This is a genomic window from Nostoc sp. (assembly GCF_036917515.1).
Classification (GTDB): Bacteria; Cyanobacteriota; Cyanobacteriia; order Cyanobacteriales; family Nostocaceae; genus Nostoc.
In genome coordinates this window covers 32,174-45,488 of sequence record NZ_JBALDE010000126.1, presented here as the reverse complement: position 1 = coordinate 45,488, position 13,315 = coordinate 32,174, and the positions used below count along the sequence as shown (strand labels likewise).

Below are 13,315 nucleotides of genomic sequence, written 5' to 3'. Positions count from 1 at the left end.
TTCATCCACCTTTGAACTGGATGAATCCACCTCAGATACTCGTTCATCCACCTTTGAACTGGATGAATCCACCTCAGATACTCGTTCATCCACCTCGGAACTGGATGAATCCACCTTAAAACCTCAAATCTCCCAATCCCCAATCCCCAAAGTTGGCATCCTTTTCTACCGTGCTCATTATTTAGCTGGAAATACTAAAGTAATTGATGCTTTATGCGAAGCTTTGGTACAGAAAAATTTACAACCAGTGCCAGTATTTGTTTCCTCATTGCGCGAACCAGATGTACAAGTTGAGTTGAGTGAATTTTTCCAACCTAAAGAAGCCGAATCAATTGCCGTGCTGCTAAATACCACCAGTTTTTCTCTAGCACGCTTGGAAAGCGAAACACCCCAAACCGACCTGTGGCAAAAATTGGATGTGCCTGTGTTGCAGGTGATCCTCAGTGGCGGCTCAATTGAGCAGTGGGAGTCACAATTTCAAGGGCTTTCTCCTCGCGATATTGGGATGAATGTGGCGTTACCAGAAGTTGATGGGCGGATTATTACTCGTGCTGTGTCTTTTAAAGCATTGCAAACTCGTAATCCTCATTTAGAGACAGATGTGGTAATTTATGAACCAGTGAGCGATCGCATCGAGTTCGTTGCGAAACTAGCAGCAAATTGGGCGCGTCTACGTTCCAAACCACCCCAGGAACGGCGAATTGCCCTAATTTTGGCGAACTACCCCAACCGCAATGGCCGCCTCGCCAATGGTGTGGGACTGGACACCCCAGCTAGTTGTGTAGAAATCCTGCAAGCTTTACATCAAGCTGGGTATGAAGTAGAAAATCCACCTGCTCAAGGAGACGAGTTGATTCAACGGCTAACAGATGGTGTAACTAACGATCCGGAAGGTAGAGAATGGCTTCCGGTACACCAAAGTGTTTCTTGGGAAGAATATCAAAAATATTTCGCTTCATTACCGCCAGCAGTGCAGCAAGGTATTAGTAAACGTTGGGAAATGGGGGAGGGAGCTCTTAGCAGGGGAGAAGAGTTTTCACCTCTGCCCCCTGCACCCCGCCCCTCTGCCTCTTTCCCCGTTCCCGGAATTCAACTCGGCAACATTTTCGTGGGAATTCAGCCAGCAAGAGGTTATGATAATGACCCCAGTTTGAATTATCATGCACCGGATTTAGAACCAACTCATGCTTATTTAGCTTTCTACTATTGGGTCAGAGAATGTTTTGGTGCTGATGCTGTAGTTCATGTGGGAAAACACGGAAATCTAGAATGGCTACCGGGTAAAAGTGTGGCTTTATCGAGTAATTGTTATCCAGAAGTGGCTTTCGGCGCACTTCCCCATCTCTACCCGTTTATCGTGAATGACCCTGGTGAAGGTTCCCAAGCTAAACGTCGCGCTCAAGCGGTGATCGTAGATCACCTCACGCCGCCGATGACTCGTGCGGAACTCTACGGTTCTTTGCAACAATTAGAAAATTTAATTGATGAGTATTATGAAGCAGACAGTTTAGATCCTTCGCGTTTGCCAGTGATTCGCGATCGCATCCACGAACTGATAATCAAAGAAAATTTACACCAGGATTTGGGAATCCAAAATGAAACAGAAATTTTTAATTCTGAATTTTTAATTTTGAATTCCATCGGTGGCTATCTGTGTGAATTAAAAGAAGCCCAAATCCGCGATGGCTTGCACATTTTCGGGCAATGTCCCCAAGGACGGCAATTAAGGGATTTAATAGTAGCGATCGCTCGCATACCCAATCGCCATTCTTCAGGTATTACCCGCGCCATAGCTGAAGATTGGGGTCTAGACTTCGATCCCCTCACAGCCGATTTGTCAATGCCTAGCGGTGAATACTCAATAGTCAATGGCACAGAATGCCGTACCCTCGGTGATATCGTCGAAGTCCTAGAAGAACACGCCGCCCTCCTAGTAGAAAAACTAATAAATCAAAACTCTTGTACAGACGCGATGAATCGCGTCTCCCCCCCCAGCACAGACGCGATTTATCGCGTCTCTACCTGGATACGCGATCGCCTACTTCCAGCTTTACAAAAAACCCCCGAAGAAATCACCCATTTATTACACGGACTCGATGGCGGTTATATCCCCAGCGCTCCATCTGGCGCACCCACCCGCGGCCGCCCCGAAGTTCTACCAACAGGGAAAAACTTTTATTCTGTCGATATTCGCGCCATTCCCACAGAGACAGCTTGGGATATCGGCAGAAAAGCTGCTGAAACCCTCGTTGAATATTACACTCAAGAGCATGGTGAATATCCTAAAACACTAGGCTTATCAATGTGGGGAACAGCCACTATGAGAACTGGCGGTGATGATATAGCCGAAGCTTTGGCTTTACTCGGAGTTCAACCTGTATGGGATGGTGCAGCACGGCGAGTAGTGGATTTTGAAATTTTGCCTTTAGCGATTTTAGGGCGTCCCCGTGTAGATGTCACCTTGCGAATTTCTGGATTTTTCCGCGATGCTTTTCCCAACTTAATTGACTTATTCGATCAAGCAGTATCAGCAGTAGCAGACTTGGATGAACCGCCAGAACAAAATCCCCTAGCGGATGCAGTTCGCCAAGAAACTGATTTGTGGACAAGCCAAGGATTAACTTTAGAAGCAGCCGTGGTGCGATCGCGCTATCGCATCTTTGGTTCTCGCCCAGGTGCTTACGGCGCCGGACTCCAAGGTTTAATCGAATCGCAAAACTGGACAGACGACCAAGATTTAGCCCGCGCCTACATTAACTGGAGTTCTTACGCCTACTCTTCGGGAAACTGGGCAGGGGAAGCAGAGGAAGCAGGGGGAGCAGGGGGAGATAAGGAGAATAAACAATGCCCAATGCCCAATACCCAATGCCCAATGCCCCATGTCCCATGCCCCATGCCCAATATCAAAGCCTTCGAGCAACGCTTGGCGCAAATGCAAATTGTCCTGCACAATCAAGATAACCGCGAACACGACCTACTAGATTCTGATGATTATTACCAATTTCAGGGTGGCTTAACAGCGGCGGTGCGTTCTCTACAGGGAAAAAATCCTCAAACTTATTTTGGTGATAATTCTATACCCGCCCAACCACGCGTTCGTCAACTGAAAGCAGAAATTGCACGGGTGTATCGTTCTCGCGTAATTAATCCTAAGTGGATTGCGGGAGTTATGCGCCACGGTTATAAAGGAGCCTTTGAAATGGCGGCGACGGTAGATTACCTATTCGCCTACGATGCCACAGCTAAATGTGTCGAAGATTACATGTATCAAGGCATAGTGGATGCTTATTTACTAGATCCAGTTGTTGTAGAATTTATTCAGCAAAAGAACCCTTACGCACTGCGTGATATTGCTGAAAAATTATTAGAAGCATACAAGCGCAATTTATGGGAGGATGTAAATATAGGAACATTAGAAGCTTTGAGGAACCTAGTACATCAAGCTGAAGCAGTTATCGAAGAAAAATCAATGGTGTAGGAAAAAAATATGGAGAATCTTGCGTATTTGCACCTAGCTTTCGCCTACGAAGACAGCACACCCAGTGAATTGGTCTCTCTCAGTTCTTTGTTTAAGGACGCAGCTGCACCAGACTGGAAAAGGCTTTCAGGTAAAGCTTGGAAGTATATGTTGCCCCTTGCTCTGTCTTTATCTATTCTTGGCGCTGTCAGTAGCGTTATGGCACTGGAAAAAGGCGATCAAGGCCCTTCTGTCAGAAATCTACAACAAAAGTTGAAAACAGCAGGTTTTTACCAAGCTTCTGTTACCCAAGTATATGACGCATCCACACAAGAAGCTGTACGGCGCTTCCAAAAGGCCGCTGGTTTACCTGTGGACGGTATTGTTGGAGCAAACACCCTGCAAAAATTAGAAAATTGGCAGGTGAAAAAGCCCACAACTAGGGCTACACAAGCTAAAAGAACTACTACTGTAAGCGCACAAGTCAAAAAGCCCAGCACTACTAATCCAGCCACTAGCAAGCGCCGCAATTCCAACTACCTTGCAAAGGGAGATGAAGGTGAAGATGTCAAAGCTTTGCAAGAAAAGTTAAGAATCACAGGCTTTTATTACGGAAACGCTACAGGCATATTTGGTCCAATTACCGAAGAATCTGTCAAGCGGTTCCAAGATTCTTACAAATTAAACGTTGATGGAATTGTAGGTCCAGCAACATTGAGTAAATTGCCCGGAGTTGGCATCGGTGACGGAGAAGAGGCTCCCTCAAAGGTAGTCAATCGAGACAAACTTCGTGTAGGCGATCGCGGTGAGCCAGTTAGAATTGTTCAAGAACAATTGATCCAGGCAGGATATTTAGAGGGAGAGCCAAATGGCTACTATGGTCCCTATACTGCTGATGCTGTAAAGAGATTTCAGGCAGCTAATTTCTTAACAGCAAGTGGTGTTGCTGGCCCAACCACACGAGCTAAGTTATATAACTCAGTTAATACTACTAGCAAAAGCGAATTTAATACTTTAGAAATTCAAACCCGACTACGGGAGAGGGGTTTTTATAAAGGCAAGCTGAATGGTGTGATGGCAGATGACACTAAAAAAGCGATTAAACAAGCCCAAGAATTCTACGGCATTAGCCTCAAGGATCTTAAGAGCGGACGCTTTTAACATCCGCTTTGGTGTCGTTAGTATCAGTTCCAAACTGGTTGCTTGCCTCCAGTAACAGCAAATTACGAACTGCTCAGATTCCATTTATTTGGTTAATTTGAGTAGTTTCGTTTTATTTATCCACCCAAGTACTAAAGGGGCATCAGCGCCCGTTGGCACTTGGGACATACTGCATGAATGGTCATTTGACAGTCCAGTAGGTGAAAACCTTCTTTTTGAGCGGTTTTTGACCCAATTTTTAAAATTGAGTCATTTTTAAACTCAATAGTTGAGTTGCATCGAACACAAATTAAGTGATGGTGATGGTGGGGATAGGGCTGGTTGATCTCATAATGCTTATGTCCCTCGCCCAATTCTAGTTCCCTTAAAATTCCCATCCTTGCCATCAACTTTAAAGTCCGATAAATAGTTGACAGACTAATACCTTCACCATCAGTTTCTAGCCGATGATAAAGATCCTCAGCACTTAGATGTTCACCTTGCGGAAGTTCTTGAAAAATGTGTAAAATTGTTTCGCGCTGGGGAGTTAAACGCCAGCCTCGGTCGTTCAATTCTGCTTTAAGTGAAGTAGTTGTGTAGACAGTCATACTAATATTTCTCAACAAATATCGTTAATTGAGAATATAACAAATCTTTTGAGCAATTTGCAACAATCATTGCCTATTGAGAATTCTTACTAAATATTTAAGAACAATTCATCAAATCTTGAGCAAAATTCAAGTAATAAGCTGTAGTACATTTAATTTGCATACAGCTAATAGTTAAGATACTTGTAACGATTGCATCCCTTGACTTTGAATTTTGCATAAGTTAAATTTGAATTACTTGTTGCTCCCCACCTTCAAGATATCTGAGTAAAGATTTGGGAAAAACTTGTGTAAAATTTAATGCCAATTATTGGCTGTAAGCCGATAAAAGGCTTTTAACTTAGGGATTAAATCAGCCTTTTGTCTTTAGTCATTTGTCAAGTGTAGTTTTCTAATGACAAAGTGCAAAGTCGAGCCAGTCGCACAGGAAGGGTTTCCCGACTTGGGCGAACTGGCGTTGAGCGCCGACTTCCGGCGTTGGTGCAGCCCGCCGTAGGCATCAGAACTTTGTAAGAGATGACTAATGACAAATGACTAACTCAAAGACTCCAAATAGTCGCGGATGAGGTTGCGGCGCTTGGGTTGACGTAGCTTTTGCAAAGCCTTGGATTCAATTTGGCGGACTCGTTCGCGCGATAAGTCAAGAGCGCGGCCAATTTCTGCTAAAGAATAAGGATGACCATCTGCTAAACCAAACCGCATCAGAATTACATCGCGCTCCCGGCTAGTTAAATCTGACAGAAGATGATGCAAATCTCTTTGTAAAGATTCTCGCATTAACATCTCTTCTGGAGTTACACTGTCAGTTTCGAGTAATTCGCCTAACTCAGTGTCTTTATCTTTTCCTACTTTGGTTTCCAAAGAAACGGAGCGAGGTACGCGCAACAAAACTTCTCGTACTTGGGTCGGTGTCATCTCTAACTCAGTTGCTAAATCTTCTAGAGTTGGGGTGCGACCTTTTTCTTGAGCAATTTTGCGTTGGGCTTTTTTGATTTTGTTTAACTTTTCGGTAATATGAACCGGTAGGCGAATCGTGCGACTAGAAGTAGCGATCGCCCGTGTAATACCCTGACGAATCCACCAGTAAGCATAGGTACTGAAGCGATAACCCTTAGTTGGGTCAAATTTTTCTACAGCCCGCTCCAAACCTAATGTACCTTCTTGGACTAAATCCAACAATTCTAAACCACGATTTTGATACTTCTTAGCAACAGACACAACTAAGCGAAGATTCGCCTTAATCATGTGTTCTTTAGCTTGGAGTCCTTGGGATTGAACTTGTTCCAACTCTTCTACAGTTAGCTTGGCGATTTCTGCCCAGCGACGTTTGCCATCTGCCAAAGTCGGCCTAAGATCGGATAAAATTATATCAGCAGTAGCAGCCCATCTTTCCAAAGACGGCCGATGTCCCAGTTCAGAAGTAAGGCGTTCTTGAACTTCAATTAACCGAAGATAGGGTATAATCACTGCATCCCCTTGCTTGGCGGCGTTAGCAAGTACTATCCGCATCCGCAAGTAGCGTTGGACTTTTTGAGCTTCTGAAACCTCTTCATCGCGCCCCAACAAGCGAACTCGACCAATTTCTTGAAGATATAGACGTACTAGGTCTGTACTCCGACGGTTGGTGCTAGTAGCAAAGTTAGCATTGTCAACAGAAGCCATCTCTAGCTCCTGTAGGTCATCTACCGATAACTCACTGTCATCAACCGTGAGATCCGAGTCGAAAGCCTGGCTAGACTTTTTGGTGTTGTAGGGGGCGTCTGCATAAAAAGATGTTGCTGGCATAAAGATCGTCTCAATGGCTCCAGGTAACAATAGATTTCGGTCAGCTTAGATTACGGTCAGCTATTCAACTGTTGCTATTGTTCCCGTGATTTACGATGAACTAACATGGTTGAACGTTCCATTACAATTTTTTTAGAATTAACTGTAAGGGTTTTATTAGATACAGTATTACTGAACTTAATCGGCTGATAAACTTTTGATTCAACCAATAGCTATTTCAATTCACAGCTAGGCTTTCAATATTTAAATTACTTAGTTAACATTTCAACCTTGATGGTTTTTTGATAGTAATTTTTGCAACCCAGTATAAACATCCTTCAGTGAATGTCATCTTTATAATTGGCATAGTCACATTTACATGGCGACAAAAGTAATATCCTGACGATTTAGCAATTTTTTCTCAGGATTATTCAGGTATAAGTAGAACTAATAGATATTGGAGAAGTGATTAGCATTAACGGCAAAATTCTCTCGACACGGAGATAGAAGATGCGGATAAATTATCAAATCCTCTCTCCGTGTCCCCGTATCCTCTTGCATATCAGCCTTAACTTGCCAATTTCAATTTAACAGACTACTAGTAGTACGCCTTGGCAACGCCAGCGGGGTAAAGGAAAAGGGGGAAAGGGAAAAGGTTTTTTATCCCTTACCCTTTTCCCTTTAACCTTTACCCAACCTCCACCTAACATTTTTAGGTTGGCAGACTACTAGTAGTTGTACTCTGGCTTGATATCTCGCAACATCAGTTCATCAAGTGCTTGTCCGGGTGTGATTTCGCCTTGAAGTAACCGATAAACTTGCTCAGTAATTGGGACTGCGATGTTTTGTTGCTTGGCTCGTTGCATTAAAACTCGGCAAGTGTTTACTCCTTCAGCAGTTCCTTGTAAATTTGCGAGAGTTTCTGTAAGTGATTTACCACCAGCTAGCTGGTAGCCGACTTGGTAATTGCGACTTAAGGGACTGTTGCACGTTGCTAACAAATCTCCTAGACCCGATAAACCATAAAATGTTTCCGTCTTGGCACCCCAGTTGTTGCCGATGCGAACCATTTCTGTCAGTCCACGGGTGACTAAAGCAGCTTTGGCATTGGTTCCCAGTTGTAAACCATCGCACACACCAGCTGCGATCGCAATCACATTTTTCAGTGTTCCCCCTAGTTCCACGCCCAAGGGGTCGGGATTGGTATATACCCGGAAACGATGAGAAGAAAATACTAACTGTACTACTTCCGCAGCCGTGGGAATATTACTGGCTACCACTGTGGCTGCTGGTAATTCCATTTGAATTTCTTTTGATAAATTAGGCCCAGACAAAACAACCACTGCATGGTTAGGGAATACTGTTTGCCAAATTTGTGATGGCGTACAGGTGGTTTGAGGGTCTAAGCCTTTCGTCGCTGTCACAAAAATTGTTTCTGGAGAAAGGGGGAAAGACTCAACTTGGGAAGCAACATCTCTCACACCAATCATCGAGATAGCGGACAAGACTATTTGGACATCTTTTAAAACTGCTTGGATTTGGCAACCTTGACGCGACCACACGCGCACGTGATGACCATTTGCAGCAGCGAGATTTGCCAGAGATGCACCCCAAGCACCTGCACCAAGAATTGCAACAGAAAGTTTTGTGTTGGAGTACATCTGCTCACCCATAATTCCTAATTCCTAACTCCTAACATTTGAGCGTGGGTAACGTTCCATCAATTCCCTGACTTGTTCTGCATGATATGAGCTTCTTGTCAATGGTGAAGAAACAACTTGTAAAAATCCGATTTCTTCACCGAATGCCTTCCAGTCAGCAAATTGTTCTGGATTGACAAATTCGTTTACCTGCAAGTGTTTTTGACTGGGTTGGAGATATTGTCCAATGGTCAAAATGTCGCAATCCACTGTTCGTAAGTCTTGCATGACTTGGCGGATTTCGGTATCAGTTTCACCGAGTCCAACCATGATCCCGGATTTAGTGTATGTGTTAGGAGAAAGTTGACGAGTGCGTTGCAATAATTCTAATGTGCGATCATAGTTTCCTTGGGGACGCACCCGGCGATATAAGCGTGGAACAGTTTCGGTATTGTGGTTTAATACCTCTGGTGCAGCTTGTAGAATCGACTCTAGAGCATTCCAATTACCGCATAAATCAGGAATTAGCACTTCAATTGTGGTGTTGGGTGAAACAGAGTTAACTGCATCAATACACGCCATAAACTGAGATGCACCACCATCAAGCAAATCATCTCGGTTTACAGAAGTGATAACTACATGATTAAGGTTCATGCGGCGAACAGCTTGGGCCAGTCGTGTAGGTTCCGTAGGGTCTAGTGGTTTGGGTTTTTTCTCAAAATCAATATCGCAGTAAGGACAAGCGCGTGTACAAGCCGGGCCCATAATCAAAAACGTAGCAGTCCCAGCGTTGAAGCATTCACCAATATTCGGACAGGACGCTTCCTCGCAAACTGTATTGAGGGCTAAATCCCGCAAAATTTCTTTAACGTTACCGATGCGCTCACGTCCAGGTGCTTTCACCCGCAACCAGTCTGGTTTTACAGTCACAATCCGCTTTTACCACTAGAGTTATACAAACTCAATCCTAGCAAGCAAAGTCTTTGATGAAGCGATCGTATATAGATGAATTCTGCTATTTAGCACAGGTTGTGATATTCTTAATTTACAGTGCCATCTTTATGGCGGGATGTGGCGCAGCTTGGTAGCGCACTTCGTTCGGGACGAAGGGGCCGCTGGTTCGAATCCAGTCATCCCGATATAGATATGTCGAATAACTAATTATTTGTCGTCATTAACAGATTAATGTCGTTATTAACAAATTAATATCGCTGTTAACAAATTAATGTCATCAAAGTTGCTCTTACAAACGTTAACAAATTAATGTCGCCGACTGTCTTTTTTGGGGCTGGTTCAAAATCAAGCTTCCCCAAAGTCTAATATAAACTTTATCCTGGTTTAAACCTGTGGTATTTGCAATCAATATTGCTTGAAAAGCTTATATACCAAAAGCTACATGTATCAACAGGCTGTTTAAAAACCTTCAGTTTTCAAGATGGACATGGTTTAAATGCAAATATTCAGAATAATCCCGAACGAAGTGCGCCTTTCAACCCTCTTAATAAAGTTGTAATGATGAAAAGTTTTTTCAACCCACCCCTAGCCGGGATGATTGTTGAAACCTATTCTCTTTCGTCCAGAACTGGCAATGATAATTACTTTCAACCCACCCCTAGCCGGGATGGTTGTTGAAACCGTAAGTGGCTAAATCAGTATCTTCCAGAATCCAAAGCCTTTCAACCCACCCCTAGCCGGGATGGTTGTTGAAACCTAATAGCCCACAGTAGCTTGATAAGTAAAGGAATTTCTTTCAACCCACCCCTAGCCGGGATGGTTGTTGAAACCCTGCATCTTGGTCATCACACTTGCCAATTTCCCAACTTTCAACCCACCCCTAGCCGGGATGGTTGTTGAAACTCGACCCGTCTAATACCCTTGTTTTGCAAGCTGTCCACAAACACTTTTGTCAGGTCTGCTTTAAAGCATGTCCAACTGAAAATTCAAAAACTAAATTAACTGACAGTCTGATTTCTGAATTTAATGCTGGACAAGGGTTTTCAGTTTTTGGCGGGAGTCCAGGGATTTTGCCCACGCTTTGCCTTGCCAAAAAATATTTGAGAGGGTTCCCCCGACGAAGAGGGTGATTCAGTAACCACCACTGCGGTAAACCGCACCGTTACGAAAACGGCTAGGGCAAAAAGCCTTACTCTTTATTGCTGGGAGCGCACCTGTCCTTATTTTGCTATCCTTGTATAAACTTCTTTTTTCGTCGCTGAACAGGTCGGAAAATAATTGGTTTATCCAAGCAAGCTACAAAAAAGGGTATATCCTGTCTAGTCAAGCTAGACAGCAGCATCAAGAGCGGGCAGTTACCAGGGTCAGAAAGCATAACAGTCTTCCAACTGTCAAACTAACCCAGATTTTTCGCAATACAGAGGCTGTAAACAGTATGAATTGCGGCGCTGTTATTTTTCATATTAAGTTTTCAAGGTTCAGTATTTTATTTAGATTGATGAAGTAATTCTGCATTGATAAACAAATAAGGCTAAATCCCGTGCTTGCTCCTGTGGACTACCTCTAATTGCTTGCCGTTCTATTTCAATAGAGATTCCAACTTTTGCGGCTTGATTTTGGATATTCTCAATCAATCTTCCATAACTCCAGTTATGTACTTGTCGTTGGTACTCTTTGGCGTAATTCTTTTGACCTTCGATAAAACCGGGTATTTTTTTCTCAGCTTTGAAAAGAACTTCGCTTTGAATAATTTCGCGCATATCATCAAGCTTCGGTATAACAATACTTCCAGCAGAGTATACTTTTGCAATTTCCACAATTTTTGTGGCTAGTAACCTGTCTAAATATTGTCCTAACTCGGATTCACCAAAATCGTTTGGCGCAAACTGTTTTTGAGATTTGTGACGTTCGTGAGAAGAGCGTTGTTTTTGCTGTCGTTGACGGTTAAGTAAGTTGTAATTATCACCTAGTAACTGCTTAACACTGCGATAAACGAGGACTTTGTTTTTAGCTGCATCGAAAACAGCAATGGTTACAGGTTTTTCTAAACCAAGGCTAACACCAACTAGAATATTCGATTTACCTTCATATAAGGGTTTACTGGGACGAGGAAAGGGTGTATTAATTATAGCAAGTGTAGATTGTTTACGGATGACATCATCTTTCTGTTGAGGGTTGAGTTTGCCTTTCTCTTCGGCTTTTGCTAACTTATTATTGATATCTGCTGTTTTTTCTTCAATAATTTGTTGAGTTCCTTCAACAGTCCACATACGAGTATCAAAAGAGCAAAAAAGAACTAGACGGTGTACGTTCCAAGGTTTTCCTTACCTTCTTGCTCTAACCAAGATATTCGTCCAGAACGCAGAGTAAATAAGCTGCTGGAATGTTGTTTTTTACCTTTACGTTTAGTTTCTTGGTCTTCTAGAAAACGATTAAATAAATGAAGATGTCTTTTGTCGCAGTATAGTTCAAATTTTAGCTTTCCTAAACCGTTAAAACCAACAAAAAGTCTTTTTTTATCGTTAATTTCCCATTTTATATCCTCGCTAGTTTCATAAACAACTGGAAAAGGAATAGAACTTGATTTCCTTAAAAGGTCGGCTTGCCAATATTTAGCTTCCTTTTTATCTAGGGCAACTTGCTGAACTGCTTGTTCTAGAGTCTCTAGCCATTTGTTACCAGTTAAATCTCGTCCTCTAGGAACTCGGCTTGTTAATTGGATTTTCAGCCGTTCAATTTCTATTTCTTTTTTTCGTCTTTGTTTGGTATATTGTTCGAGGTCTTCTTCAACAAAACTTACCTGACAATTATTTTTGAGGAGGTAGACTATGGCACATCTTGTCAGAGCATCTTCTGTTTGGCGATAAGCTTCAAATAAACAGCTTGGTTTAATAGTTACAACTTTATCTGGTCTATCAGCTTTTTCATCTTTAGGCTTCCTGCTTCTTCTCACTCTCAGCTTATGATTTGTCTCATAAGTCTGATGTGTTGCAAATGAAGTTAATATTTCAGTTGATTTTGTTCTGATATTTTCTAAACTTGAGTTACTTTCTTGCTCAAGTTCTACATCAGTTTTGAGCATTTCTAACCATCGCTCTTTCCCTTCAATTTTAAGCTGTCGTCGCCTATTTAAAGCCAACCAAGACTTGTATATATACGTGACTAAGGTTATTGCAGACGTATAAAAACGACCTGGTTGACCTCTAAATGGTTCTTGGGTTTTGAGAGAATCCCACAATTCTTTGATCGCAGTTTTGGGAACTTTTGCAGTTTTAACCCATATCTCGAATTCAGAATGTTTTCCTAATCGTTCCAATATTTCATTGACTAAGGGCGTATTTTTCTCTGCCATGAATTCCCAAAGATGGCGGAGGGTTTCATCATCTGCAACTAGACGACATTGAATCGTGATCACGCTCATAGATGCACGTAAGCATTGTTGTAATTAATAACCCAATTTAATTATGAGCTTAATAACGCAATAGCGCAAGAGCTAAATAGCGCAATTACATTTTTGTTAATATACTATGCAAAAATTAAGCCCGGACAGGGACTTGGTGCTGAGATGACTGAAGAAACAAGAGAAGTTAGGGGAAGAATCCCTAAAGAGTTAAAAATTGCATTTGAGATTGCCTGCGCTCGTTTGGAAGTAACCCAGACGGCAGCGCTGGAAGATGCTATTAAGGATTGGTTGAAAAAACAAGAGTCTACATCTGCTGAGAAATAGAGTTGGCTTGGAAGTGCTGACTCTA

8 protein-coding genes, 1 tRNA gene, 1 pseudogene and 1 CRISPR repeat array are annotated in these 13,315 nt (G+C 42.6%); of the genes and pseudogenes, 4 read left to right on the top strand and 6 right to left on the bottom strand.

The genetic code is table 11. The annotated features are described in order from the left end of the window. A partial coding sequence (cobN, locus tag V7K89_RS16520; RefSeq protein WP_335188898.1) for a cobaltochelatase subunit CobN occupies positions 1 to 3,478 on the top strand: 3,478 nt, incomplete at its 5' end. A 9-nt stretch (positions 3,479 to 3,487) separates the two neighbouring features. After that, complete coding sequence (locus V7K89_RS16515; RefSeq protein ID WP_335188896.1) at positions 3,488 to 4,618, top strand: peptidoglycan-binding domain-containing protein; 1,131 nt, start codon at positions 3,488 to 3,490, stop codon at positions 4,616 to 4,618. 131 nt (positions 4,619 to 4,749) lie between these two features. Here the strand turns inward: V7K89_RS16515 and V7K89_RS16510 are convergent, their stop codons facing one another. The 5 genes from V7K89_RS16510 to lipA all read right to left on the bottom strand — a co-directional run bounded on the left by V7K89_RS16510 (position 4,750) and on the right by lipA (position 9,539). Beyond that, a complete protein-coding gene (locus V7K89_RS16510; RefSeq protein ID WP_292844215.1) occupies positions 4,750 to 5,205 on the bottom strand; it encodes a Fur family transcriptional regulator in 456 nt (151 codons plus the stop codon). Positions 5,206 to 5,582: 377 nt separating this feature from the next. Next, complete coding sequence (locus V7K89_RS16505; protein ID WP_335188894.1) at positions 5,583 to 5,705, bottom strand: hypothetical protein; 123 nt, start codon at positions 5,703 to 5,705, stop codon at positions 5,583 to 5,585. A gap of 34 nt (positions 5,706 to 5,739) precedes the next feature. After that, the gene (sigC, locus tag V7K89_RS16500; protein ID WP_335188892.1) at positions 5,740 to 6,990 is read right to left on the bottom strand and encodes an RNA polymerase sigma factor SigC; all 1,251 of its coding nucleotides are present in this window, start codon (positions 6,988 to 6,990) and stop codon (positions 5,740 to 5,742) included. 707 nt (positions 6,991 to 7,697) lie between these two features. After that, a complete protein-coding gene (locus V7K89_RS16495; protein WP_335188902.1) occupies positions 7,698 to 8,630 on the bottom strand; it encodes an NAD(P)H-dependent glycerol-3-phosphate dehydrogenase in 933 nt (310 codons plus the stop codon). Positions 8,631 to 8,654: 24 nt separating this feature from the next. Then, complete coding sequence (gene lipA / locus V7K89_RS16490; RefSeq protein WP_335188890.1) at positions 8,655 to 9,539, bottom strand: lipoyl synthase; 885 nt, start codon at positions 9,537 to 9,539, stop codon at positions 8,655 to 8,657. A 135-nt stretch (positions 9,540 to 9,674) separates the two neighbouring features. Here lipA and V7K89_RS16485 point away from each other — a divergent pair. After that, positions 9,675 to 9,748, top strand: a tRNA-Pro gene (locus V7K89_RS16485). Between the two features lie 386 nt (positions 9,749 to 10,134). Continuing rightward, positions 10,135 to 10,467: a CRISPR direct-repeat array (repeat unit 38 nt; unit sequence CTTTCAACCCACCCCTAGCCGGGATGGTTGTTGAAACC). Between the two features lie 586 nt (positions 10,468 to 11,053). On the opposite strand, the pseudogene cas12k reads toward V7K89_RS16485, so the two are convergent. Next, a pseudogene (gene cas12k / locus V7K89_RS16480) lies at positions 11,054 to 12,915 on the bottom strand (type V CRISPR-associated protein Cas12k). Between the two features lie 213 nt (positions 12,916 to 13,128). Here cas12k and V7K89_RS16475 point away from each other — a divergent pair. After that, positions 13,129 to 13,290 carry a hypothetical protein gene (locus V7K89_RS16475; protein ID WP_335188888.1) on the top strand — a complete coding sequence of 54 codons (162 nt, stop codon included), beginning with the start codon at positions 13,129 to 13,131 and terminating at the stop codon, positions 13,288 to 13,290. Positions 13,291 to 13,315: the final 25 nt, after the last annotated feature.

Excerpts from the sequence above, each read along its gene's own strand:
- V7K89_RS16515 (WP_335188896.1), top strand. The coding sequence starts at position 3,488 with ATGGAGAATCTTGCGTATTTGCACCTAGCTTTCGCCTACGAAGACAGC.
- V7K89_RS16510 (WP_292844215.1), bottom strand. The coding sequence starts at position 5,205 with ATGACTGTCTACACAACTACTTCACTTAAAGCAGAATTGAACGACCGA.
- V7K89_RS16505 (WP_335188894.1), bottom strand. The coding sequence starts at position 5,705 with ATGCCTACGGCGGGCTGCACCAACGCCGGAAGTCGGCGCTCAACGCCA.
- sigC (WP_335188892.1), bottom strand. The coding sequence starts at position 6,990 with ATGCCAGCAACATCTTTTTATGCAGACGCCCCCTACAACACCAAAAAG.
- V7K89_RS16495 (WP_335188902.1), bottom strand. The coding sequence starts at position 8,630 with ATGTACTCCAACACAAAACTTTCTGTTGCAATTCTTGGTGCAGGTGCT.
- V7K89_RS16475 (WP_335188888.1), top strand. The coding sequence starts at position 13,129 with ATGACTGAAGAAACAAGAGAAGTTAGGGGAAGAATCCCTAAAGAGTTA.